This is a genomic window from Sinimarinibacterium arenosum (genome assembly GCF_005047655.1).
Taxonomy (GTDB): Bacteria; Pseudomonadota; Gammaproteobacteria; order Nevskiales; family Nevskiaceae; genus Solimonas.
In genome coordinates, this window is sequence record NZ_SUKF01000001.1 from 120,168 (window position 1) to 141,973 (window position 21,806).

Sequence of the window (21,806 nt, forward strand, 5' to 3'; positions counted from 1 at the left end):
GTTCAGGGCTCGAGGCGCTCGATAATCCAGCCGGCGCCGTCGCGCCGATAGCGCAGACGGTCATGCAGCCGCCCCAGGCGACCCTGCCAGAATTCGATGTTCAGCGGTTCGACGCGGTAGCCGCCCCAGTAATCCGGGAACGGCACGGTGGCGCCGCCGAGCGCGGCCTCCTGCGCGTCGTAGCGGCGATCCAGCGCTTCGCGCGACTCGACCACCTGGCTCTGGTGCGAGGTGATCGCGCCGATCTGCGATTCGCGCGGGCGCTGGTAGAAGTACTCGCGCGACAGCTCGGGGGAGACCCGGGAGACCGTGCCTTCAATACGGATCTGGCGCTCCAGCTGTTCCCAGAAGAACACCAGCGCGACGTTGGGATTGGCCGCCAGTGCCTCGCCCTTGCGGCTGAGGTAGTTGGTGTAGAAGGTCAGGCCGCCGTCGACGATGCCCTTGAACAGCACGATGCGTGCGGAGGGACGACCGTCGGCATCGATCGTTGCCAGGGTCATCGCGGTACTGTGGTCACTGACTTCAGCCGCGGCAGCGAGCCAGCGCTCCAGTTGTTCGATCGGGTCGGCCGACAGATCGGCTTCGAGCAGCGGCGGGTTACGGGTGTATTGGGTCATCTCGGGTCTGGCACACTCAGCGGCAAATCGGGACGCCGGCCGCGGGACGGGGCCGGGACGTTCGAGAATTGTCGCGCCAATCCGGCTCGCTGTCGAAGCCGGCGCCGGCGTTCGAATCCACTCAACCGGAATGCTTGCCATGCCCAGCTTCAAAGCCCTGCGTGTTCATTCACTCGACAAGACCACGACTGCAAAATTCGAGACGCTGACGGTCGACGACCTGTCATCCGGCAACGTGGTGGTGCGCGTGGTCTGGTCGGATATCAATTACAAGGACGCATTGGCGGTGACCGGCAAGGGCCGCATTCTCAAGGGCTACCCCAAGGTGCCCGGCATCGACCTGGCTGGCGTCGTCGAGTCCAGCGCCGACGCACGTTACGCGCCGGGCGATCGCGTGCTGGTTACCGGCTGCAATATTGGCGAGGCGCTGGATGGTGGCTACGCCGAGAAAGCACGCGTGCCGGCCAGCATTCTGGTGCCGCTGCCGGAGGGACTCAGCTTGCGCGAGTCAATGGTTCTGGGGACGGCAGGATTTACCGCCGCCATGGCGTTGCGCCGCATGCTGGAGAACCATCAGGCCCCGGAGATGGGGCCGATTGCGGTCACCGGCCCGACAGGCGGCGTCGGTTCGGTCGCGATCGAACTGTTCAAGCGCGCCGGCTTTACCGTGCATGCAATCACCGGCAAGGCCGGCGCCGCTGATGCCTATCTGAAATCGCTGGGCGCCGACGAGGTCGTGTCGAGGCAGTCGCTGAATCTGGGCACGCGGCCATTGGAATCGGCGCTGTGGGGCGGTGCGGTCGACAATCTGGGCGGCGAAACCCTGGCGTGGCTGACCCGCACTACGCGGCCTTGGGGCAACATCGCCAGCATCGGGCTGGCACAGTCGCACGAGCTGAACACCACGGTGATGCCGTTCATTCTGCGCGGCGTATCGGTGCTGGGTATCCATTCAGTCGAGTGTCCGCGCCGCTGGCGCGAGGAAATCTGGCGGCATCTGGCGACCGATCTGAAGCCTGCCTCGTTCGAGCGTCTGGTGGCGCGTGAGGTCAGCCTCGATCAGGTGCCGGCCGCATGTGAGGATCTGATTGCCGGGACGGTCACCGGGCGCACGCTGGTCCGCGTGTCGGACGAGTAAATGCGGCGCGCCGCGGCGGGTGCCGTGGGTTTCCAGGCACACGGCGGATCGGTTCCGCTCGTCGGGAGCGTTCGCCGCCGGGTTTAGATCCGGCCGAGTCTGCCGCTATCGACCCTTATCGGGGTTGGTTTCGCGGCAGGGATTCGGCATGGGCAAGATGATCGGCCGGTTTGAAGTGATGCGGCCGCTGGGCCGCGGCGCTCACGGCGCCGTCTTCCTTGCGCGCGATCCCCAGGTCGATCGCGTGGTGGCCATCAAGCTGATGCAGGATCGTGGCGACGGCGCCCCGGCGCAGGATCGCGTGCTGCAGGAGGCCCGCGCCGCCGGACAGTTGCGACATTCCGGCATCGTCACGGTTTTCGACGTTGGCGAGCACCAGCGACTGCCATACATCGTCTGCGAGTTCATCGAAGCGCGGACCCTGGCGCAGGTGCTGTCCGAGGACGGTGCACTGCCGGCGGAACGCGCAGTGCCGATGATGATCAGCCTGCTCGACGCGCTTCAGCATGCGCACACGATGGGCGTGGTGCACCGTGACCTGAAGCCGGCCAATATCCTGATCGACGCGCAGGACCAGCCGCGCATCACCGACTTCGGTATTGCCGTGCGCTGCGCCGCCGAAAGCAGCCAGGGCGGGGCTCTGGTCGGCACGCCCCGGTACATGGCCCCGGAGTACATCACCGAAGGCGTGGTTGGTCCGCAGAACGACGTATTTGCGGCCGGACTGGTGTTGTACGAGATGCTGTTCGGTGTCCCTGCGTACTCCGGCGACAATATTTTTCAGGTGCTGCACCGCATCGCCAATCAGCCGATCGTCCTGCCGGCTGATGCCGCTGCTCGAATCGACGAGCCGCTGCTTGATGCACTGATCAAGGCGACAGCGCGGGAGCCCGAACTGCGCTTTGCCTCGGCCGCACAGATGGGCGAAGCGCTCAAGGTCTACGCTGCGGGGCGCAGCGGCACGGCCAACGGCGCCGGGTCGGCACAGAGCACGCTGGATTTTCTGCTGCGGCGCATGAGTCACAAGAGTGACTTTCCGGCGATGTCGGCGTCGATCCGGTCGATCAACCGGCTGGCCATCTCGGATCAGTCCAGTGCGGCCGTGCTGGCAAACGAGATCCTCAAGGACTTTGCGCTCACCAACAAGATCCTGCGTCTGGCCAACTCGGCGTTCTACCGTCACTCCGACGGCGGGCGCGTGCGCACGGTATCGCGCGCGATCGTGATCCTGGGGTTTGACTTGACGCGGGATCTGGCGATCTCGCTGGTGCTGTTCGAGCACATCCGTGACCAGCGGCATGCCGCCCTTCTGAAGGACGAGTTCCTGCGTGCGACATTCGGCGGGCTGCTGGCGCGTGAGCTGGCGTCGCAGACCGGAGACCCGCAGCAGGAAGAGATCTTTGTCTGCGCGATGTTCCGCAACCTGGGGCGGCTGCTGTCGTGCTACTACTTTCGCGACGAAGCCGAGATGGTGGCGCGTATCGTTGCGATGGAACATTGCGACGAGGACATGGCGGCGCAGCGAGTCCTCGGAGTCAGCTATCGCGAACTCGGCATCGGCGTCGCCCGCAGCTGGGGCTTCCCGGGCAGCATTCTCGACAGCATGACGGCGATTCCTGCCGGCCGGGTTTCGTCGCCCCGCTCGCGCGGTGACCATCTGAGGCTGTACAGCGCCTGTGCGAACGCGTTGGTGGAAGCCTCGGAACGCTCTGGCGGCACTGCTCAGCCGGCCGATATGGCAGCCATTCTGAAGACCTTTGGCGAGGCGCTGGGCCTCAACGGCAAGCAGGCGGCGACTGCGCTGGACGCGTCGGTCAATGGGCTCAAGGAACTGGTCCAGGCGCTTGGGCTGCAGCGCGACAGCTCGGCGTTTCTGCGCGCCGTGACCCCCGGTGCGGAAGTCCCCTCGGCGCCGGATGCGCAGGCTCAGGCTGCTGGCGGGGTTGCACCGCTGCCGCCGGAAACCGAAGCCGGCGACGCGGCGCGCGATACCGATGCGGTCAACATTGGCGCAATCCTGCAGGGCGGGATCCAGGACATCGGCCAGGCGCTGATCGATGACACACCGCCTGCCGACGTGCTGCGGATCATTGCCGAAATTGTCTATCGCGCGCTGTCGGTACAGCGGGTGCTGCTGTGCGTGCGCAATGCGGCCGGCGACAGTCTGGTTGCGCGACATGGTTTTGGTACCCAGGTCGATCAGTTGATGTCGACGTTCAGGGTTCCGCTCGGTGGGGGTGACATCTTCGATCGCATCGTGGCCGGGAATCTCGACGTACTGGTCTCGGACGCTGCCGTCGAAAAAATCCGCAAGCACCTGCCGGATTGGCATCGCGAACGTTTTGGCGCCGCCAGTTTCCTGCTGCTGCCGATGCGGGTGGGGCAGCGCGCGGTGGGCCTGATCTATGCCGATGTCGAGCGTGCCAACAGTCTGAGCATCAGCCCTGAACATTTATCGCTGCTGCGAACGCTGCGCGACCAGGCGCGGCTGGCCGTCAAGCAATCGCTGCCGCGTTAACGCTGCAGCCGGCGGACCTGATCCAGCAGTTCCGGCAGGCTGCAGACGACCAGATCGGGTTGCTCCGGATGACGCGGGGTGCCGGGGAAAATCTTGTCGATCCAGGCTTGATCCCAACCGGCCCCGTTGTAAAACACCGCAGTGACGCCGGCGCGCTTGGCTGCAATCACGTCGGTAGTACTGTCGCCGACGAACCAGCAGGCGGCGTCAGCGGGCAGCGCGAGTTCTGTCAGCGCCCTGTGGATCTGGTCGGGCTGGGGTTTGCGCCGGGCGCCGTCGTCGCCACAGACAATGGTGGCAAACAGCTCATGCCAGCCGCTGCCATCGATGGTGTAGACCTCGTGTGCCATGAACTGACGCCGTCGGTTGGTCAGAACCCCGAGCGGGATGCCCATCTCCCGCAAGGCGAGCAGCTGAGTGCGTGCCTGCGGTTCCATCGGGTGCACGATGCCGAAATGACGCGCGTAGCTGTCGTCAAACGCGCGATGAGCGATTGACTTGGCGGCCTGGTTGTTGCCGAACAGGACTTCGAAGATGTCGGTGCGGGAGACCTTGCGCTCGGCGCGAATGCGCGGATGCAGGTGGCCTGTTTCTCGAACATAGTTGACCAGTTTTTCATCTTCCGGCGTCTTCGACTGCCCCGGCGCCACCAGCTGGTCGAGCAGATCGAGCGTTTTCAGCTTCGGCAGCACCTCATCGAGCGCGTGATACATCGCGTCGAAGGTATTGGCCAATGTGGCGTGCCAGTCAAACAGGATTGCGTGTGGGCAGACCAGACGAGGTCGAGAGGTGCTGACAAGCTCCTTGGGCATGGAGCGACGCTATCCGGTGGCATGCGGCAGCGCAAGCGCGGACTTATGCTGCATCCCTTTCGGCATGAGGCATGCGGCTAGTCCGAGCGGGGGAGGCGACAGCACCCCCCGTTTGCGAATCTAGTTCGCATAACAAGGTTCGGAGGCTCAGAGCTGACCGATGGCGGCGGATGACGCGCAAGCAGCGGTATTGCACCGCGACATGGAGGTGGCTGGCCCCAGGGTCGGACGCCCGCCGCGTGTCAGTGCCCAGGCCATCATCGAGGCGGCCATCGAATTGGGTCTGGATCGGGTCACGCTGAAGCAGGTGGCGGACCATCTCGGCGTTGGCGTCGCCACGCTGTACCGGCATGTGCGCAGTCGCGACGAGTTGTTGCGGATGGCGGCGTTTCGCGTGGTGCTGTCGCGGCGAATGCCGCGCTCGCAACCTGGCCGCGCGGTGCACTGGGCCGAAGTTGCCCTCGGCTTTGCCGCGAGTCTGTACGAGACCTTTGCCGGCGAGCCGCAGCTGATCCACGAAATGGCGCGTGGGCGCATCGGCCCGGACGCTGAAGTGGATTTCCTCGAACAGTTCCTGGCCGAGCTCAAGCAGCATGGTTTCAGTGCGCGTGAAAGTATCCGCCTGCATCATGCGCTCGCGATGATGGCGATTGGTGCCGCTGCTGGAGCCTTGTCGCTGAGTGGCGCCGCTGCTGCCGGGCAGCCGCACGACGCTGCGATGCGTCGGGTGCTGGCTGAGCGTGATGCCGACGAACTGCCGGAAGTGCGTGGCGCAGCCGCGGAATTTCTCAATATCAATCCGGCGCACTGGTTGCTGGCGCTGCGCGATCTGCTGGCCGGCTTCGCCCAGGCACGTGGAGAGACGCTGCCGGAACAGTTGTTCGGTACGGCACTTTCAGATCCCTGAGCGGGTTTGGCGCATGCCGCGTGGTTGCTGCAGCACCTGTGCGGTATCGGCTTACTCGTTTCGGACGAGGCGGGGCGACAGTAGCCCACTACCATGGGCATGCCCGGGGCGTGCATTTGCCGCCGCCACCGGGATGCAGTGTTGAATTGTGGCGCAACCAAGATTCGGGGCGCGTGACGTTCCGGTGTGAGGAGGAGACGGTAATGAGGCTCAACAAGGCTTTAGCGGTATGTGCGTTGATAGGCGGATTCGGTCTGCCGATCCATCAGGCCGCAGCCAAGGCCACCGCGGAGGAGATCGCGAAGCTCGACGGCGACAATCTCACCTGCATGGGTGCCGAGCGTGCCGGCAGCCCGGACGGCGTGGCCGAATACACCGGTAAATATCTCGGCAAGTGGCCGGGCATGACCAAGCCCTATGGCTACGAGCCGGGCCCGTATGCTGCGGAGAAACCCCTGTTCACGATTACCGCGCAGAACATGGCGCAGTACGAGGACAAGCTGACCGAAGGCCAGAAGGCCTTGCTGAAGGCGTATCCCGACTCCTACAAGATGAATGTGTATCCCAGCCATCGCGATTTCCGCTTCCAGGACTGGGTCTGCGACACCGTCAAGAAGAACGCGGCCGAAGCCGAGTTGGTGCATGACGGTCTGGGCATCAGCGGCACCAGCGGTGCGATTCCGTTCCCGTTCGCCAAGAACGGCAGCGAGGCGATCTGGAATATCATCAATCCGCACCGCGCCTGGACCGAACAGGCGGTCTGCGACATCGCCGATGTCTATGCCAACGGCAGCATCGCCTGGGGTCGCAACAAGTTCATGACCCTGAACCCCGGCAACGATCCGAAGAAGCGCGCCTCGTTCCAGGACAAGATCAACGCCTACTTCTACACCGGCTACCTGCTGCCCGAGCGTGACAAGGGCTTCGTCGCCGTCGGTTATCAGCCGAACGACTTCAGCAATGACGCCACGCAGTCGTGGCAGTACCAGCCGGGCATCCGTCGCGTGCGTCAGGCGCCGGAAGTCTGCTGTGACTACCCGGTGCCGCCGGCCGGTCTGCGCACGGTCGATGACGACTATGTCTTCAACGGCTCGCCGGAACGCTACACCTGGAAGCTGGTCGGCAAGAAAGAGATTTACGTGCCGTATCACAACTTCAAGATCAATGATCCGTCGCTGAAGTACGACCAGATCATCAAGCCGAACACGATCAATCCGGAATACGAGCGCTACGAGCTGCATCGCGTCTGGATCGTCGAAGGCTATCTGAAGGACGGCATGCGCCATATCTACAGCAAGCGCCGTCTGTACGCGGACGAAGACAGCTGGATCGCGCTGTGGGCCGACAACTACGACGGTCGTGGCCAGCTTTGGCGCGTCGCGTTCGTGAACTACTTCTACTCGCAGGAATCGATGGCATTCCATCGCGGCACTTCGGTTTATCACGACCTCACCGCGAAGGCCTACGAGGCAGGGTACATGGTCAATGAGCGTGGCAAGGATTGGTGGCGCATCAACCAGCCGCTGACGCCGGCGCAGTTCAGCCCGGAAGCGGCGGCACGCGGCGGGCACTGAGCCGGGCGCGACGCTGAGCAATCTGACGGGGCGGGCATTGCCCGCCCCATTTTCTTTGAGTGAGGTTGGGATGAAAAACGCATTTATCACTGGCGCCAACGTCGGGCAGGCCAATCTGCTGGTCAAGGCACTGGCACAGCGCGGCTGGCGCGTGTTTGCAGGCGTGCTGCCGGGTGCGCCGACGGACCTGAAGACTGACGGCAACATCACCGTGGTCGACCAGGACGTGTCCGACAGCGACTCTGTGGCGCAGAGCGCGGCAACGGTGACGGCGGCACTCAACGGCGAAGGTCTGGATCTGCTGATGAACGTCGCGGGCGTTGCCAATATTGGTACCGGGGTACTGGAGGCGGCTAAATTCGAGGACGTCCAGCGCCTGTTCAACATCAATCTGTTCGGACAGTTGCGCGTGATCCAGGCGTTTCTGCCGTTGGTGCGCAAGAACGCGCCGGGCTCGCGCATTGCCAACTACAGTTCGGGTGCGATCCTGGCCAACCCGGTGGGCGCCGGCGCCTACAACATGACCAAACATGCGATTCACGGCATGACGCTGACCCTGCGGCATGAACTCGCGCCGTTCGGAATCCAAGTCACCTCGATCATTCCCGGCGGCGTATTGACCGCGATGTCGGCGAATTCCCACGCCAACACCAAGAAGACCTGGAACGAACAGCCTGAGGCAGTGCGCAAGGTTTACGAGCCGTATCTGGGGCCGGTGATGATGCAGGTACTGCCGGACATGCTGGAAAAGAGTGGCAGCACGCCGGAACAGGCGCTCGAGGGCACCTTGGCGATTCTCGACAAGAAGAAGTGGAAGCCAATGGAATACCTGGGCAAGGACGTCAAGCCGATGGGCGTGATGCGCCGACTGCTGTCGGACAGCCAGCTTGAATCGATGATGCGCATGACATTCAAGATTCCCGCGTACAAGGCCTGAGGACGATCCCATGAATGCAGTACTCAAGCCTGCCGAAGACACCACAGCTGACCAGATCCGTGCGGTGTTCGACCGTGTTGCCGCGCGTGCGACGGCACTAGTCGACACCACGGCCGAACAGCGGGCGGACAAGATTCGCAGCCTGCTGAAGGCGACGCTGGACGCGCGTGACGCGATCATCGCAGCGGGACACAAGGAACTGCGCCTGTGCGAGACCGATCTCGACGCGCAGTTGCTGATGATCAAGTCCGAGGCCGAGTTCATCGTCAAGCACTTGGCGCGATGGATGCAGCCGCAGAAGGTCCAGGGCTCGCTGATGACTCTGGGCAAGAAGAGCTACATCCAGTATCAGCCCAAGGGTGTGGTGATTCACGTTTCAACCTGGAATGCACCCATTGCCGAAGCGCTGGTGCCGGCGTTCGGTGCCATTGCGGCCGGCAACGGCTTCATCCTGAAGCCATCGGAACTCGCGCCGTATTCGGCGCAGGTGCTCGCGGACATCATCGCCAAGGCGATGCCTGACGACGAGTTCGCCGTGGTCAACGGTGCGGCCGAGGCAGCGCAGGCGCTGCTGGCCTGTCCGTTCAACCACGCGTTTTATATCGGAGGGCACGCGGTCGGGCGCATCATCATGCGTGCGGCGGCCGAACACTTTGCTTCGGTCACCCTGGAGATGGGCGGCAAGAATCCGACCATCGTCGATGCCAGCGCCGACATCGAGGATGCGGCACGCAAGACCGCGTGGGGCCGTGTCGCCAACGCCGGCCAGGTCTGTCTGGCGCCGGACTATGCGCTGGTGCACGCTTCAGTCGAGCGCAAATTCATCGACGCGCTCGGCGCAGCGATGAAGCAGATGTACGACGCCGACGGTCAGGGATTCCAGAAGTCGGGATTCGTGCCGCGAATCGTCAATGCACGTCACTTCGCGCGGATCAAGGCGCTGCTCGACGACGCCATCGCCAAGGGCGCCAGGGTTGAGTGCGGCGGGCAGACCGACGCCGATGACCTGTTCATCGCGCCGACGGTACTGTCGAATCTGACGCCTGACATGAAGATCATGCAGGACGAGATCTTCGGGCCGATCATCTGCGTGCTGCCGTTCGAGCGGCGCGAGGACGTGATTCGCGAGATCCGCACGCGAGCCAAGCCGCTGGGCTCGTACATCTTCGCCAAGGATCGCGAGGCGATCGACTGGTTCCTGCAGCACACGACCTCGGGCAGCTGTGTGGTCAACCACAACCTGATCCAGTCCGGGACCAATCCGAATCTGCCGTTCGGCGGCGTTAACGCCAGCGGTATTGGCCGCATCGGCGGCTACTATTCGTTCCTGGAATGCTCGAATCCGCGAGCAGTGGTTGAGGAAGGCCCTCCGGTCGGCGATCCGAATCTGATGTATCCGCCGTACTCGGACAAGTACAAGCAGATGATCGGGCAGCTGTTGAGCAAGGAGATCAAGATGCCGGATGCCGCGATCAATCTCATCAACGGCATCATCAAGGTCACCAGCGCGTTCAAACGCGGCTGAGGATTCCACAAAGCTGTAAACAAAGAAGGCCACCTCGCGGTGGCCTTCTTTGCATCTGCTGTCGTTACTGCGTCTTCAGCATGATGTTCATCAGCTTCTTCTTGAAGTCGGTGTACGGCGGGAACAGCACACGCGCCATCATGAATCGCGTGCGGACGACTGCGCGTTCATGCGAGAACGCTCGGAAGCCGTAGATGCCGTGCGCACTGCCGATGCCGGAATTGTTGACGCCGCCAAACGGCAGATTGCCGTGTGCATACTGCACCACGCAGTGATTGATGCAGGTGCCGCCGGCGCTGGTGCGCTTGAGCGTCTTCTCGATGTTGCTCTCGGTGCGGCTCCAGATGTACAGCGCCAACGGCTTGGGATCGGCGTTGATCGCCTCGATCGCGCGATCAAGGTCGGTGTAGGCGATGATCGGCAACAGCGGCCCGAAGATCTCTTCGGTCTTGATCTTGGCGTCTTCCGGAATGTTGTCGATCAGGGTTGGCTGGATGAAGCAGTCCTTCTCGGAGGCTTGGCCACCGAACAGCACCCGGGCGCCACGCTCGCGGGCATCCGTCAGCAACGTGTTGATGCGCGTGGTGTGGCGCTGATTGACCACGCGCGCCAGGTACGGCGAGTTCATCTGTTGCTCTGCGGTTTCGCCGTAGCATTCCTTGAGTACGTTGATGCACTCGGCAACGAACGCGTCCTTGACCGTCGCGTGCACATAGATGTAATCCGGTGCGATGCAGGTCTGACCATTGTTGGTGTACTTGCCCCACATGATCGTGCGTGCCGCGAGCTTGAGGTCGGCGCTGGCGTCGATGATCGTCGGCGACTTGCCGCCCAGTTCCAGCGTGACACTGGTCAGGTGCTTCGCCGCTGCTGCCATCACGATCTTGCCGACCGCCGGCGATCCGGTGAAGAAGACGTGATCAAACGGCAGCGCCAGCAGTGCGGTTGAGGTTGCAACGGCGCCCTCGACGATCGCCACTTCATCTTCGGGGAAGATTTCGCGGATCACCTTGGCCATCAGTGTGGTCAGATGCGGCGTCATCTCGGACGGTTTGACGATGGCGGTGTTGCCGGCCGCAATGCATGACACCAGCGGTCCGAAGCTGAGGTTAACGTTGTAGTTCCATGGCGACATGATCAGGCAGCGGCCCTTGGGCTCAAACTGCACCCAGGACTTCAGGCCCACTGTCAGGCTGGTCGGCCACACCGTATGCGGCTTCATCCATTTCTTCAGCGCGCGCATCGCGTGCTTGGCTTCGCTGATGACCGGCAGGATCTCGGCGAGATCGACTTCAGCCGGCGGCTTCTTGAAATCCAGATATGCGGCTTCGTGAAAGGCCTCGCGATGGGCCATCACGGCGTCGTGCAACTTGCGGATCTTGGCGATGCGTTCCTGAGCGGTCGAGGTGCGCAGGCGGATCGCGGTTTCGCGTTGACGTTCAAAAATTCGCTGAATTTCGGCTTCCGGGGTTTCGCCCGGGGCAGTGCCACTGGCGGCGCTGGGCAGGTAGGACACGACCGTGCTCATGAATTCTCTCTCCGAAATTTGGGTGCCGCGCCGGGCGCGGGCTAATCAACCGAATGTTCAAGTATAGGCCGGGGCGGAGCCGGGCAACACCCCGGCCGGTTCCGGCCGTGGGTACGCGGGATTGTTCCTGGGCGTTGCTTTGTGGTCTGATCTGCGATGTTCATATAAATAAAGACAATTCCGGAGGAGAGGCATGAAGCGCATGAGCCCGTTGGACGCCGCATGGCTGTACGTCGATACCGTCGACACCCCCATGCATGTGGGCAGCCTGACGATCTTCTCGTTGCCGCCCAAGGCTCCGGAGCACTTTCTGCGCGACATGGTGGCGCAGCTGCGCGAGGTGCAGACTTGCGCCGCCCCGTTCAATCTGAAGCTGCGTTCGGCACGGTTGAAGGGTGTGGTGCCAAGCTGGGTCGAGGATGACGAGATCGACCTCGATTACCACTTCAGGCATTCGGCGCTGCCGCAGCCGGGCGGTGAGCGCGAGCTCGGTGTGCTGGTGTCGCGCCTGCACTCGCACCCGATGGACTTCAATCGCCCGCTGTGGGAAATGCATGTCATCGAAGGCCTCGAGCATGGTCGCTTCGCGCTGTACATGAAGATGCACCACTCACTGGTGGATGGCGTCGGCGGCATGCGCATCCTGCAACGCATCCTGTCGGATGACCCGAACGACCCCCATCTGCTGCCGCCATGGGCCGTCGGGTCTGGCGGCCGGCCGCGGGGGGCAGGCGGCAGTCCGAGCCTGGGGCAGTTGCAGCGCCTGATCAGCACGGTGCGCCAGCAGGCCGCGACGGTTCCGGGGGTTTCGCGCGCATTTGTCGAAGTGCTGCGTGAGGCCGTGAGGCAGAACCTGCAGTCGTGGGCGTTGCCGTTTGCCGGACCCAAGTCGGTGCTCAATGACAAGGTTTCAGGGCAGCGCCGCTTCGCGACGCAGCATTACGCACTGGATCGCATCCGCGCAGTGGCCAAGGGCGCCGGTGTCACGGTCAATGACGTATTTCTGGGGCTCTGTTCAGCCGCGATGCGTCACTATTTGCTGGATCTCGATGCGTTGCCGGAAAAATCGCTCACTGCCGGCGTGCCGGTGTCGGTCCGGCCCGCGGATGACGGCGAGTCGGCCAATGCGATCAGCTTCATCATCGCGCGCCTGAATACGGACATCGCCGACCCGATCGAGCGTCTGCATGCGATTCACGAGTCAGCGCTGATCGCCAAGGAGCATCTGCAGAAGCTGCCGAAGGCCGACATCAGCAACTACACCATGATCTTCATGGCCCCGTTCATCCTGCAGCTGATTGCGGGTCTCGGCGGTCGCGCACGACCGATGTTCAATGTCACGATCTCCAATGTGCCGGGGCCGGATCGTCCCCTGTATTACAACGGCGCGCGTCTGGAGCAGATGTATCCGGTGTCGCTGCTGTCGCATGGGCAGGCGCTGAACATTACCGTCGTCAGCTACAACGGACAGTTCAACGTCGGATTCACCGGTTGTCGCGACACCTTGCCGAGCATGCAGCGTTTAGCGGTCTACATGGGCGATGCACTGGACGAGCTGGAGGCCGTGCTGGGGCTGAATTCAGCGCCTGAGCAGCAGCGCACCAAGGCCCCGGCAAAAAAGCGCTCCAAGCGCAGCGCTACGGTCTGAGCGATGCGGGCGTGGTGGTTGTGGCATCTGGGCGGCGCGTGCGGACGCGCCAGCCAGATGCATACAATAGAGCTCGCGGCGGTCAGCGCGACCGCCCGAGTGCACCGACCCCTCGCCAGCCTTTGAGCTCGATCCAGCGTTATGGCACCCCCCAAGAAATCAACCGCTCGCCCACGGGCCGCTGCACGGCCGGCGCCGTACAAGATCAAGGATGTATCTGAGATCACCGGTGTTTCGCGTGAGACGATTCGGTTCTATATCAATGAAGGCCTGTTGCCGCCGCCGGAGAAGTCGGCCCGTAACATGGGCTGGTACACGCAGCACCATATCGATCTGCTTCAGCTGATTCAGAAACTGCAGCGTGAACAGTTTCTGCCGCTCAAGGCGATCAAATCACTGGTTCACGGCTCCTCGGATTTTGAATTCACCACGCAGCAGGAAGGCGTGCTGGCGCAAATCCGGAATCAGCTGTCGTTTGGCAGTCGGGGTTTGCTGCCTTCGGGAAAGCCCGGTGCCATTGCGCGTGATCTGGGGCTGACGCGCAAGGAGCTCAAGGAGTTCGATGACATCGGGCTCACCTTGGCGAAGGACGCGACCGTCAGCGATATCGAGGTTGCTGAACTCTGGATCAAGCTCAAGAAAAACGGTCTCTCCGAGGCGCGCGGCTTCACGCCCAAGGATCTTGGTTATCTTGTCGAACTGGTCGACTTTGCGGTGCAGGCGGAACTGCGACTGTTTGAGCAAAAGATCCAGACGATGTCACCGGACGAAGGAACGCGCCTGTCGGAAGTCGTGATTCCGACGCTCAGTCGTGTCTTCGCGATACTGCATGAGCGGCGGCTGGGTATGTTCATCGAGCGTTACCTGGCCCAGCGCTCCGAGAGCAGGGTTCCAGCCAGGCGGGTCGCAAGTGCGGCAGCCCGCGGGAGCGCCGATGGCAGGGCATCGACGCGCCGTTCCAAGGTCTGATACGGCGCGCACCCCGGAAGCACTCCCGTTCGCGCCACACATTTCATGCGTGCGAATGCCATCAGATGGCTGTTGATGGTGGCTGCAGCCGTGAGCATGCCGGCATACATTGCCAGTCAACTTCACTGGGGGCAGGCGCTGCGTCCGGCGCCGTACCACTATGGCGAGTCCGATGCGGATTGTCCGGCGGTCAGGCCGGCATTGGCCGGAACTGCTCCGGCGGAACTTCTGCCCGGATACACCGTGCGGACACCGAGCAACTACGATCCGCGCCAGGCGCATCCGCTCCTGGTTGTTTTTAGTCCGGCAGGCATCGGGCGCGGAATGAGAGAGCGTATCAGTGGGCTGACGAATGTCGCTACGGCGCAAGGATTGATCGTCGCGTATGTCGATAGCCTGAAACTGAGCCGCAAGGCGGTGGGGCGCTTCGCGCAGGTGGTGTCAGCGATCGCGGCACAGTGGTGTGTGGATCCGAGCCGCATCACGGTAGCGGGCCATTCTGATGGCGGCACCGTTGCCGAACTGCTCGCTTTGCTCGATGCCGGGGCGGGAAGCGTTCCAGCGGCGATTGTGGCCAGCGGTGCGGGTCTGATCGAGTCGGACTTTGCCGAATTTCGCTGCGTCCAGCCGGTCGACGTCACCCTTTTTCACGGCCGTGACGACCACCACTTTCCGGGGTACGGGGCCTCGGCGGCGCGGGGCTGGGCAGACTGTCTGGGGTGCGCAGCGACGCCGGCTCTCGATTCGGACGGCTGCCTTGCCTATTCGGGCTGCCGAGGGCAGCTGCGCTATTGCGAGCTTCCAGTGGGCCATTGGCGATGGCCGCCAATCAACGATGCGATCGTGGCCAAAGCCGCTGCACGTGCGGCGATTGACTGAAGGCGGGGCGGTACTGGCCCGCAGCACTTGATCGGGTCAGGGCTTCGGGTCCGCATGCGTTGACGAGTGGCCGTGTCTGGCCTTGTGCGTAGTGAAACTATTCACTATGGACATGCTTAAAAACCTGTGCAAAACTTCGGGTACATGGCTCCGTTCAGAAGAGCCAGGATGCCGTGGGGCTGTGTGATGGCTGACTCGAACCTGCGATATTTGGAAGGAGATCTACAAGTGACCACTTCAGTCGAAGCATCGGACGACGCTCACGACAGAGCGCTGCGTGCACCCTGGAAAGCGTTTTTTGGCATGTTGGCGTTTGCTGCGGCTGTCTTCGCCGCCTACCGCATCTATCAGCATGAAACTGCGTTTACGTTCGGATTGGACTACTTCAATCCGGAGTTCGCGACGTATTGGATGAGTGTGCTGTACTCCGAGCTCGCAATCGAAGTGCTCCTCGGTATCGCAATCGTCGGTTACCTCTGGATCACGCGCGATCGCAATCTCGACAAGATCACGCCCTCGGAAGAACTGCGACGCTATCTGGTGCTGATGAGTCAGCTCCTGATGTTCGGAGCAATTGCCTATGTGGTGACTTCGATCTACACCGAGTCCGATGCGGCCTGGCATCAGGTTACGGTGCGCGATACCGACTTCACTCCGACCCACATTGGGCTGTTCTACTTTGGCGTTCCTGTTTTCATCCTCAGTGTGCTGACTGCATTCGTCTACGCACGCACGCGCATCCCGGCGTTTGCGAAGCGGGTGTCGCTGCCGTTCGCGCTGCTGGTTGCCGGTCCGGTGATGATCATGCCGAACCTGGGCTTCAACGAGTGGGGGCACACGTTCTTCTACGCTGAGGAACTGTTTGCAGCGCCGATTCATTGGGGCTTCGTGCTGCTGGGTTGGGCCACCTTTGCGGCGGGCGGTTTGCTGGTGCAGATCCTGACCCGCGTCGTGCAGCTGACCCAGGTTGTTAGCTCGGCTGACGTTCAGCAGACCAACATCAAAAGTGAAGCTGCAGCCAATGCGGAGCTGAACGCGGCGGCCTGATCCAGGCCACGATCGCAGCGTTTGACTCGGGGAGCCGCCTGCGTGCGGCTCCCCCGCTTTATTCGGGAGCATCAATGTCTCAGGAACTAACCGTATCGGCGGTGCGCAGCACCGCCGAGCAGCACCGCGTGCATGTTCAAGTCGACTTGCTGGCGATTCCGCTGGTCGTCCTATTGTTTGCGGCCGTATTCAGTTTCCAGTTTGCGCTGCTGGTCGGTGACTGGGATTACTGGATCGACTGGCGCGATCGTCGCTGGTGGCCGCTGGTTACGCCGTTGGCATTGACCATCCTGCCGGCAGTCTTCAGCTACTTCCTGTGGGAGCGTCTGCGTCTACCGTTGGCGGCGACACTGACGATCCTCGCGCTGACCGCTGCAGCGTGGGTCAGTCGGTACCTGAACTTTCATCTCTTTGCGAACTTTCCGATGAACATGGTGTGGCCATCGGCATACATCGGTTTGGGTCTGATCGTGGACTGCATTCTGCTGCTGACCGGCAGCTTCTTCTGGACCGGGTTATTGGGCGGCTTTGCCTTCGCGGTGCTGCTCTACCCGATGAACTGGCCGCTGCTCGCGCCGTTTCAGGTGCCGCTCGAATTGCATGGGACGATGCTGACGGTGTCCGATCTGATGGGCTTCGAGTACGTCCGCACAGCGATTCCGGAATACGTCCGCATCATCGAGCAATCCACGCTGCGTACCTTCGGCGAGGCAGTGACACCGTTGACCGCCGTGTTTGCCGGCTTCCTCAACATCATGAACTTCTGGTTCTGGACCTGGATCGGCTATCTCGGCAGCAAGGCCCTGTGGATCCGAAAGATCGTCTGAGGAGAACAACAATGATGAACCGACTGATCTCTTGGGCCTGTGCAGCACTTATCGTCCTGTCGAGTTTTACCGTCGCAATCGAGTCCGCCGAGGCGCATGGCGAACGCGCCCAGATGCCGCAGTTACGCATGCGCTCCGTGCATTGGTTCGACGTCAACGTGTCGACAGTCGATATGCAGATCAACGACATCGTCAAGGTCACCGGCAGCTTCATGCCGTCGAAGTATTGGCCGGAGCATGTCCAGTCAATTGAAAAGACTGCCTTCCTGAACATCGGGGTGCCTGGGCCGTCATTTGTGCGGCTGGACTCGCGCGTCAATGGAGTGCCGATGATTCGATCGACGGCCTTCATGAAAGGTGAGCGGTACAACTTTGAAGTGACGCTCAAGGCGCGCAAGGTCGGACGTTATCACGTGCATCCGGTGATCAACGTCGAGGGAACGGGACCGATCATCGGGCCCGGACTGTGGGTTGACGTGGGCGGAGACGAGGCGGCATTTGAAAACAGCGCGACGACCTTGCTCGGCCAGACCATCGACCTGGAAACCTACGGACTCCGCAATGCGGCGTTCTGGTCCGCGCTGTGGTTCGTGATCGGTCTGGCATGGTTTGCGTACTGGTTGTCGAAGTGTCCGATCGTGGTGCCGCGCTTCAAGCGGGTTGATGAGCTGGGCGTCGTCAATGCGGACAAGATCATCACAACGACGGATCGCCGCGTCGGGTTTGTGTTTCTGGTGCTGACGCTGTCGCTGGTCACCGGCTCCTACATGTATACGCAGGAGAAATGGCCGATCACCACGCCGTTGCAAACCGGCAAAGTCGAAGTGCCGCCGCTTGAGGCTGAGAGCATGCCGCTGAAGGTGCGGTTGACGGATGCACGCTACCGTATTCCGGGTCGCAGCTTCCGCATGGAGCTGGAAGTGACGAACTCTGGCGACAGTCCGGTCACGGTGGGTGAGTTTGCTGCGGGTAATCTGCGTTTCATCAACAGCGCGGTCTTGCAGGTGACGCCCAAGGATGAGGACGACTTGATTGCGGCAGATGCACTTCGCGTCGAGGGAGGCTCGGTTGCGCCGGGCGAAACCCGCACAATTGTCGTCTACGCCGACGATGCGCTGTGGGAGACTCAACGCATGACGACGATGATTGCGTCCCCGGATGCGTTGGTGGCCGGGCTTCTGTTCTTCTTCGATGCCAATGGCGAGCGCTATCCTGTCGAAGTGGGTGGAATGATGATTCCGGAGTTCGTTTGATGACACGTCTGATGGGCCTGATGCTGGTTCTGCTCATGGCCGTGCAGTCCGGACCGACGGCAGCGCACGGCGGGGTCTCGGTCGAGGACGATGTCTGCATCATGCGCATCGGGCCATACCGGGCACATTTCACGGGCTATCAGCCGGAGTATCGTGCGACGCAGGAATTCTGCGAGGACATTCCGGTGGTGGCCAAGGCGATCATCGTGCTGGATTTCATCGACAACGTCCTGCGCGGTATGAGCGTCGAGTTCAATCTGCTGCGTGATACGGATGGATTGGGAGCGGCGGCACGCTTCGACCAGCTCGGCTCGATGCAGCAGATTCGTGAACGCAGTTTGTTCAACGTACCCGCAGCGACCTATCCGCGTGGAACGATTACCCTGGAGCCGACGCTGGATCAGTCGGGCTGGTATATCGGAGTTCTCAGTGCTACGGACCCAGAGACCGGTGGCACCCTGCACTCGGTGTTTCCATTCCGAGTCGGCGTGCGCAGCTACTGGCGTTACGGTGTTGCGCTGTTGGTGATCCTGGCGCTGTCAGTGCTGTTGTACCGTGTCAGCGGTCGAAAACGTGCTGGCGGCGCCTCGACCACCGCTGCGTGAATGCGGCTTCCGATGCTCAATAGAAGGCAGGCATAACCGCTGATGGGCCGAGCGGAGTCCATGCTGCCCGTAGTCTGGATCACCAGCGTCGCAGCGCTGATGATCGCAGGGGTTGCAGCGCTGGTTGTGTTCGGGCCAAGTGCGCCACGATCCGTCGGTGGCGACACCGTGCCTGAGGATGCATGTCCGCCCGGGACGCCGGCCCACTGGCGTGACGCACAGACGATCGACGGCGTCGAGATCGAGGCCGATCCGTCCTGTGAGCCGGATGATCCGGCGGTTGTCGCTGCTGTGGTCAAGGGCACAAACCGTGCGGTGCAGGCGTTGATGGAAACCCGTCTCGCACGCGACGCGGTGATCAAGCGTAACGACCGCGACGGTGACGGTGATCCGGACGACATCGAGATCAAGCTCGAGGTCACCGAGCTCAACGGATTTTCACCGAACCTGGATGTGCCGTCGCTGCGTTACCCGATCGCTCCCGGCATCACGCCGGGCCTATGGGTGTTCTCGCCGAAAGTGCGCGGCATGTCGACGACGAACTTCCTGAGCAATGACCCGCAGCCGTTGCTGCGTCTGCCGGCTCCGGTGATCCGAGTGGAGCAGGGCGACACGGTCACGATCACCCTGGAAAACACGCACTACTTTCCGCACACGATTCACCTGCACGGTGTCGATCATCCGTTCGTTCAGGCCGATGGCCAGGGGAATGACGGCGTGCCGATGATTAGCGAAATGGCGACATTGCCGGGCCAGCGACACAGTTACCGCTTTACGCCGCGCCAGACAGGGACCTTTTTCTACCACTGCCATGTACAGCCACAGGCGCACATCCTGATGGGGCTGGCCGGCATGATCGTGGTTGAGGAGAACCGTCCCGACAACTGGTTGCAGACCTTCAACGTCGGTGCCGGCCGTGTGCGACATCGTTCGGTCGCTTCGCGCGAGCAATACGACCGTGAGTACGATCTGCACTACCAGGACATGGATCGCGAGCTGCACAACCTGATCCAGCATACCAATGACATTCGCTGGACGGCCAAGGCGATGAATCGCGATTACAAAATCGCCGAGCGGAGCGCTGAGTATCATCTGCTGAACGGGCATTCGTTTCCCTATACCCTGCGTGACTCCATGGTCGTCGTCGCGCCGGACGAGAACGTGAAGCTTCGCGTGATCAATACCGGGGCCGAGCCGATCTATCTTCATCCTCACGGGCACAAGCCGACGGTGACGCACTACGACGGCGTCAGACTTTCGCAGTCGATCACACGTGATGTCTTCGAGATCGGGCCCGCGCAGCGTGCCGAGTTTGACCTGTCGACCGTAAACGACGGGCTGCATAGCTACGGTGAGGGCGCGTGGTTCATGCACGATCATCGAGAGCCCGGCATCACCACCGACGGCATCAGCCCCGGGGGTGACATCAGCCTCGTTGTCTACGAGACCTATTTGAATGCTGATGGCATGCCGAAGACTTACGGTAGCCTGGCGACGTTCTTCAATCCCGCGTACTACCGCGGGGAGATTCCGGTCTGGGCGGAGATGGCGCCGGATCTGTTCGGAGACCCCAACGTCCCCCAGGCCATGTGTACTTCCAATCCCAAACGGGACACTCAAAAATGAAAATTGGCAAGTTTGGATGGGTATTGCCCATCGTGATGTTCGGCCAGCTGGCTGCTGCCGGCGATGTGTTTGCAGAAGATGCCGCCAATGCTCATGCGCATCACATGCACATGGATCGCGGTGGAGACGACAGTCGCGTCCCGACGCCGGCAGGCATGTCGATCATGGTGACACAGCCGGCCGATGGTGCGCAGCTCGATGCCGACGCAGCGATTCTGGTGCAGGTCGAGACCACCGGCATGGATGCCTCTGGCGATCACTGGCACCTGTATGTTGATGGTGAGCTCGTTGCGATGGTCGGTGGAGGCCGTACGAAATATCAAATCGAGCCCGCGACCCTGGCGCCTGGTCGTCACGAGCTAAAAGTCACGATCTCCAACGCCAGTCATCACGAATACGCCGTGGAGCAGCGGCTGACGGTTTCGATCGGCAACGCGCCTTAATCTCGCCGCGGATTTCGCACGTGCGTTCGCATTCGCTCCGCCGGGTTCACTTCAGGCTCGCTCTGCTGCTTGCTGTTGCGGTGCTGTCGTCGTCGCCGATGGTGTGGAGTGCCGATGCGGGTCAGCCCGCGCACGATGGGCCAGGGCATCGCATGATCTGGGACGCCAGCGGCATGGTCATGGGCGAGAACCAGGGCGATGAACTGCCGCGTGGCTGTGCACAAATCAGTGGTGATGTCGAGATTACCGTGCATGTTGGCCGCCGTTATGCGCCCGCGGGCTACGTGCTCGGTTACAGTCAGTACGAATGGCGGGTGCCCAAGTGCAGTCGGCTGCATGTCACTCTGATCAACGAAGACCAGGTGCGGCATATGTGGATGCTGCACGGGCTGCCGAAATATCTGTACCACGAAGGCATGTTCCATCTCGAGGTCGAGGGTGAGCGGCGCATGACCGGCACCTTCATTGTGCCCAGCGATGACCGTACCTATTTCGTGCACTGTGACATTGCGCAGCACACGGAGAAAGGTTTGATCGCGCAGCTCAAGGTTGGTCGCGGTGACGGCGATCTGCCCGGTGTTCCGGGAATCTCCAAACCGCTGTTCCGCGAACGCTAGCGCTGCTGCGGGTCAGGTCGCCACGCGTCGCCAGCGCGAGAATTTTCACCCTGGGGTTCGATATGCGATCGTATCGTCTCGCGACGAAGCAGCGCGCGATACGCATCTCTGCGGCAGCCCATGACGCTGCAGCAAGATTGCCGCCTTGAGCAGCGCTTGGGTCGTGGTGATTTTCCGCGGACAAGATCGGCGCGATCCATTGGGCCCACCGGAGCAGGCAGCCACCGCGGCGTGACAGTGGATGCTCAGCGTGCATCCCCATCAGTGGTCTGCGGGATGTGGTGACGATGCTGCCGTCGCAACAAAAAAGGCGGAGCTATTGCTCCGCCTTTT

The 21,806-nt window shown here is 62.1% G+C and carries 19 protein-coding genes; 16 read left to right on the top strand and 3 right to left on the bottom strand.

The annotated features are described in order from the left end of the window. Window positions 1–2: 2 nt before the first annotated feature. Complete coding sequence (gene pdxH, locus E4T66_RS00560) at window positions 3–620, bottom strand: pyridoxamine 5'-phosphate oxidase (protein ID WP_136846971.1); 618 nt, start codon at window positions 618–620, stop codon at window positions 3–5. 139 nt (window positions 621–759) lie between these two features. Here pdxH and E4T66_RS00565 point away from each other — a divergent pair, with 139 nt between their 5' ends. Together E4T66_RS00565 and E4T66_RS00570 are read left to right on the top strand one after the other, a co-directional pair. After that, a complete protein-coding gene (locus E4T66_RS00565) occupies window positions 760–1,758 on the top strand; it encodes an acrylyl-CoA reductase family protein (RefSeq protein WP_136846972.1) in 999 nt (332 codons plus the stop codon). Between the two features lie 148 nt (window positions 1,759–1,906). Then, window positions 1,907–4,276 carry a serine/threonine protein kinase gene (locus E4T66_RS00570; protein WP_136846973.1) on the top strand — a complete coding sequence of 790 codons (2,370 nt, stop codon included), beginning with the start codon at window positions 1,907–1,909 and terminating at the stop codon, window positions 4,274–4,276. On the opposite strand, the gene E4T66_RS00575 is transcribed toward E4T66_RS00570, so the two are convergent. Beyond that, complete coding sequence (locus tag E4T66_RS00575) at window positions 4,273–5,088, bottom strand: HAD family hydrolase (protein WP_136846974.1); 816 nt, start codon at window positions 5,086–5,088, stop codon at window positions 4,273–4,275. The two genes, E4T66_RS00570 and E4T66_RS00575, sit on opposite strands and share 4 nt — an antisense overlap. A gap of 160 nt (window positions 5,089–5,248) precedes the next feature. Between E4T66_RS00575 and E4T66_RS00580 the strand changes: the two genes are divergently transcribed. The 4 genes from E4T66_RS00580 (at window position 5,249) to E4T66_RS00595 (ending at window position 10,031) form a co-directional block, all read left to right on the top strand. Next, the gene (locus E4T66_RS00580; protein WP_136846975.1) at window positions 5,249–5,995 is read left to right on the top strand and encodes a TetR/AcrR family transcriptional regulator; all 747 of its coding nucleotides are present in this window, start codon (window positions 5,249–5,251) and stop codon (window positions 5,993–5,995) included. A 203-nt stretch (window positions 5,996–6,198) separates the two neighbouring features. Next, window positions 6,199–7,569 (top strand): DUF1329 domain-containing protein, encoded by a 1,371-nt coding sequence (locus E4T66_RS00585; protein WP_136846976.1) that lies wholly within the window; start codon window positions 6,199–6,201, stop codon window positions 7,567–7,569. A 70-nt stretch (window positions 7,570–7,639) separates the two neighbouring features. Continuing rightward, complete coding sequence (locus tag E4T66_RS00590; RefSeq protein WP_136846977.1) at window positions 7,640–8,506, top strand: SDR family NAD(P)-dependent oxidoreductase; 867 nt, start codon at window positions 7,640–7,642, stop codon at window positions 8,504–8,506. 10 nt (window positions 8,507–8,516) lie between these two features. Continuing rightward, the gene (locus tag E4T66_RS00595; RefSeq protein WP_136846978.1) at window positions 8,517–10,031 is read left to right on the top strand and encodes an aldehyde dehydrogenase family protein; all 1,515 of its coding nucleotides are present in this window, start codon (window positions 8,517–8,519) and stop codon (window positions 10,029–10,031) included. Between the two features lie 64 nt (window positions 10,032–10,095). Here the strand turns inward: E4T66_RS00595 and E4T66_RS00600 are convergent, their stop codons facing one another. After that, window positions 10,096–11,559 (bottom strand): aldehyde dehydrogenase family protein, encoded by a 1,464-nt coding sequence (locus E4T66_RS00600; protein WP_136846979.1) that lies wholly within the window; start codon window positions 11,557–11,559, stop codon window positions 10,096–10,098. Between the two features lie 193 nt (window positions 11,560–11,752). Here E4T66_RS00600 and E4T66_RS00605 point away from each other — a divergent pair, with 193 nt between their 5' ends. The 10 genes from E4T66_RS00605 to E4T66_RS00650 all read left to right on the top strand — a co-directional run bounded on the left by E4T66_RS00605 (window position 11,753) and on the right by E4T66_RS00650 (window position 21,473). Then, window positions 11,753–13,207 carry a WS/DGAT/MGAT family O-acyltransferase gene (locus E4T66_RS00605; protein WP_136846980.1) on the top strand — a complete coding sequence of 485 codons (1,455 nt, stop codon included), beginning with the start codon at window positions 11,753–11,755 and terminating at the stop codon, window positions 13,205–13,207. A gap of 141 nt (window positions 13,208–13,348) precedes the next feature. Further along, window positions 13,349–14,176, top strand: coding sequence for a MerR family transcriptional regulator (locus E4T66_RS00610; protein ID WP_136846981.1), 828 nt, complete (start codon window positions 13,349–13,351; stop codon window positions 14,174–14,176). Window positions 14,177–14,272: 96 nt separating this feature from the next. Continuing rightward, window positions 14,273–15,055, top strand: a complete 783-nt coding sequence (locus E4T66_RS00615; protein ID WP_169577411.1) for an alpha/beta hydrolase family protein — start codon at window positions 14,273–14,275, stop codon at window positions 15,053–15,055. A 228-nt stretch (window positions 15,056–15,283) separates the two neighbouring features. Beyond that, window positions 15,284–16,102, top strand: a complete 819-nt coding sequence (locus tag E4T66_RS00620; protein WP_169577412.1) for a methane monooxygenase/ammonia monooxygenase subunit C — start codon at window positions 15,284–15,286, stop codon at window positions 16,100–16,102. 74 nt (window positions 16,103–16,176) lie between these two features. Further along, window positions 16,177–16,929, top strand: a complete 753-nt coding sequence (locus E4T66_RS00625; RefSeq protein WP_136846984.1) for a methane monooxygenase/ammonia monooxygenase subunit A — start codon at window positions 16,177–16,179, stop codon at window positions 16,927–16,929. A 14-nt stretch (window positions 16,930–16,943) separates the two neighbouring features. Continuing rightward, on the top strand, window positions 16,944–18,182 hold the full coding sequence (gene amoB / locus E4T66_RS00630) for a bacterial ammonia monooxygenase, subunit AmoB (RefSeq protein ID WP_169577413.1): 1,239 nt from the start codon (window positions 16,944–16,946) through the stop codon (window positions 18,180–18,182). Further along, window positions 18,182–18,787 carry a hypothetical protein gene (locus E4T66_RS00635; protein ID WP_136846986.1) on the top strand — a complete coding sequence of 202 codons (606 nt, stop codon included), beginning with the start codon at window positions 18,182–18,184 and terminating at the stop codon, window positions 18,785–18,787. Before amoB ends, E4T66_RS00635 begins: the two co-directional genes overlap by 1 nt. Window positions 18,788–18,847: 60 nt before the next feature. Beyond that, window positions 18,848–20,413 carry a multicopper oxidase domain-containing protein gene (locus E4T66_RS00640; RefSeq protein WP_136846987.1) on the top strand — a complete coding sequence of 522 codons (1,566 nt, stop codon included), beginning with the start codon at window positions 18,848–18,850 and terminating at the stop codon, window positions 20,411–20,413. Next, window positions 20,410–20,856: a hypothetical protein gene (locus E4T66_RS00645; RefSeq protein ID WP_136846988.1), complete on the top strand. Its 447-nt coding sequence runs from the start codon at window positions 20,410–20,412 to the stop codon at window positions 20,854–20,856. The genes E4T66_RS00640 and E4T66_RS00645 overlap by 4 nt, the downstream gene beginning before the upstream one ends. A 20-nt stretch (window positions 20,857–20,876) precedes the next feature. Next, complete coding sequence (locus tag E4T66_RS00650) at window positions 20,877–21,473, top strand: copper oxidase (RefSeq protein WP_136846989.1); 597 nt, start codon at window positions 20,877–20,879, stop codon at window positions 21,471–21,473. Window positions 21,474–21,806 lie beyond the last annotated feature (333 nt).

What these genes read in the sequence shown, in the direction of transcription:
- E4T66_RS00640 (WP_136846987.1), top strand. Translation starts at nt 18,848, where the DNA reads ATGCTGCCCGTAGTCTGGATCACCAGCGTCGCAGCGCTGATGATCGCA.
- E4T66_RS00605 (WP_136846980.1), top strand. Translation starts at nt 11,753, where the DNA reads ATGAAGCGCATGAGCCCGTTGGACGCCGCATGGCTGTACGTCGATACC.
- E4T66_RS00570 (WP_136846973.1), top strand. Translation starts at nt 1,907, where the DNA reads ATGGGCAAGATGATCGGCCGGTTTGAAGTGATGCGGCCGCTGGGCCGC.
- amoB (WP_169577413.1), top strand. Translation starts at nt 16,944, where the DNA reads ATGAACCGACTGATCTCTTGGGCCTGTGCAGCACTTATCGTCCTGTCG.
- E4T66_RS00595 (WP_136846978.1), top strand. Translation starts at nt 8,517, where the DNA reads ATGAATGCAGTACTCAAGCCTGCCGAAGACACCACAGCTGACCAGATC.
- E4T66_RS00615 (WP_169577411.1), top strand. Translation starts at nt 14,273, where the DNA reads ATGCCGGCATACATTGCCAGTCAACTTCACTGGGGGCAGGCGCTGCGT.
- E4T66_RS00590 (WP_136846977.1), top strand. Translation starts at nt 7,640, where the DNA reads ATGAAAAACGCATTTATCACTGGCGCCAACGTCGGGCAGGCCAATCTG.
- E4T66_RS00580 (WP_136846975.1), top strand. Translation starts at nt 5,249, where the DNA reads ATGGCGGCGGATGACGCGCAAGCAGCGGTATTGCACCGCGACATGGAG.
- E4T66_RS00645 (WP_136846988.1), top strand. Translation starts at nt 20,410, where the DNA reads ATGAAAATTGGCAAGTTTGGATGGGTATTGCCCATCGTGATGTTCGGC.
- E4T66_RS00565 (WP_136846972.1), top strand. Translation starts at nt 760, where the DNA reads ATGCCCAGCTTCAAAGCCCTGCGTGTTCATTCACTCGACAAGACCACG.
- E4T66_RS00600 (WP_136846979.1), bottom strand. Translation starts at nt 11,559, where the DNA reads ATGAGCACGGTCGTGTCCTACCTGCCCAGCGCCGCCAGTGGCACTGCC.
- E4T66_RS00585 (WP_136846976.1), top strand. Translation starts at nt 6,199, where the DNA reads ATGAGGCTCAACAAGGCTTTAGCGGTATGTGCGTTGATAGGCGGATTC.
- E4T66_RS00610 (WP_136846981.1), top strand. Translation starts at nt 13,349, where the DNA reads ATGGCACCCCCCAAGAAATCAACCGCTCGCCCACGGGCCGCTGCACGG.
- E4T66_RS00635 (WP_136846986.1), top strand. Translation starts at nt 18,182, where the DNA reads ATGACACGTCTGATGGGCCTGATGCTGGTTCTGCTCATGGCCGTGCAG.
- pdxH (WP_136846971.1), bottom strand. Translation starts at nt 620, where the DNA reads ATGACCCAATACACCCGTAACCCGCCGCTGCTCGAAGCCGATCTGTCG.
- E4T66_RS00575 (WP_136846974.1), bottom strand. Translation starts at nt 5,088, where the DNA reads ATGCCCAAGGAGCTTGTCAGCACCTCTCGACCTCGTCTGGTCTGCCCA.
- E4T66_RS00625 (WP_136846984.1), top strand. Translation starts at nt 16,177, where the DNA reads ATGTCTCAGGAACTAACCGTATCGGCGGTGCGCAGCACCGCCGAGCAG.